The organism is Kitasatospora sp. MBT63, from assembly GCF_000710465.2.
Taxonomy (GTDB): domain Bacteria; phylum Actinomycetota; class Actinomycetes; order Streptomycetales; family Streptomycetaceae; genus Kitasatospora.
This window is the reverse complement of the sequence record NZ_JAIZ01000665.1, coordinates 1-1607: the sequence shown is the minus strand read 5'-3', so window position 1 is coordinate 1607 and position 1607 is coordinate 1. Positions and strand designations below refer to the sequence as shown.

At 77.7% G+C, this 1607-nt stretch carries 1 pseudogene; it reads right to left on the bottom strand.

The annotated features are described in order from the left end of the window. Positions 1–1607: pseudogene (locus AA75_RS50180) on the bottom strand (hypothetical protein); the annotation flags it as partial.

Below are 1607 nucleotides of genomic sequence, written 5' to 3'. Positions count from 1 at the left end.
GCCGCGGCAGGGTGTTGGTGTTGCTCGGCGGTCGGGGCCGGGGCCGGGGCCGGGGAGTGGGAGGCCGGGGCCGGCCGGGCGGTCGGGGTCTCCGTGGCGGCCGGGGCCTCGGCGCGGGCGGGGATGGAAACCGGGTCGACCCAGGTGTGCGAGCGCGGCGCCCAGGGCGCGGAGGCTCGGGCGCGCTGCCAGCCGGAGTCGGTGTTGACGGGGCGTCGGACGGTGCTGCCACCGGACGACCGCTCGCCGGAGGTGGTGCCGCTCTCCGAGGGGCGTGCGGCAGGAGGCGGTGAGGTGCTGGGCCGGCCCGGTGCCCCGGCCGGAGCCGCGGGGCGGCCGGTTTGGGCGGTGCTCTCCTCCCGCGGAGGTGTTTGGTCCTGCGGGGACGTCCGGGCCGTCGTCTCTCCCGGCGCGGGACGGGCCGGTACCCGACCCGCGTCGGGGGTGCCGCCCGGGGCTTCGGCGGGCGGGCGGTAGATGTGCTCGTCGCCACCGGTCAGCGCGCCGATCAGCTGCAGGTGGCGGCCCCGCAGTCCACCCTGGTCGAGACCCGGGTGGGCGGGCGGCCGGTGGATGTCGCCGAGCAGACTTCCCGGGATACCTGTCTGGTGCGGGCTCGAGGAGTCCCCGTGCTCGTCCCGGAGGCCCAACTGGTGCGAGAGCTCGTGCGTGTATTCGGACGGATGGGCGCCGACCGGCCAGCTGTACTGGTTCATCGGGCCGTCGGGTCCCACCAGGTCGACGGTGAGGTGTGGGTCGCCGTCCGGGCCGACGTGTTCGACCGTGACGTGCAGCTGGTCGCCGTTGGGCAGCAGGTGGCCCGCGTCGTTGAAGTGCTGCTGGACCCCCTGCCGGAGGAGGTTGACGGTGTCGGTGGCGTCCTTGGCGCTGCCGCCCTGGAACGCGATACGGACCGTCAGATCGGTGTAAGGGGTCTCCTCGAACGTGAACCGGCGCTGGTCGAACCCGGAGCGGACGATGAAGCGCGGGCTGTGGTCGACCGGTGCGGTCGGCGGGGATCCGAGTGGCCGCCGCGGGGACGGGCCGGCCGGCGGATCGGACCGCCCGCCGGGGTCGGACGCCACCTGGTCGGCGGTCGTGGAGCCGTGTGAAGGCCCGACCGGCGCCGGGTGGGACGCGGAGGCGGCTGCCTCCGGGGGTGCGGCGGCCGAGGCGGCGGCTGCGGGCGGCGGCTCCACGGTGGACGCACCGTTCTGGGCGCTCGGCGTTGCGGCCTCGGCGGGCGGCTCGGCAGCTGCGGACGCGTCGGGCGTACTGCTGCCGGTCTGCGGGCGGGCGGACAGGTCCGCGGGACCTGCGGCGGAGAGACCCGGGGCGGACGGGACGGGCTCCTGCGTACGGACCGGTGGCGCCGCCGGGCCCGCGGTGGTGCGGACAGCGGCGGTATCGCCCGGGCCGGGCCGACCGGCGGCGGTCGCGACGGCGCGTTCGGGGCTCTGGCCGGCCTCTCGGGTCTGCGGCGGCGCCTGCGGGGGCGCCTGCGGCGGTGCTTGCGGGGAGGTGGGGCTCGCCGGGGGGTTCGCGGCTTCGGCGGGGGCCTGGTGCGGGGTCTGGCGCGACTCGGCGGGCGGCGGCGCGGTGGCGGG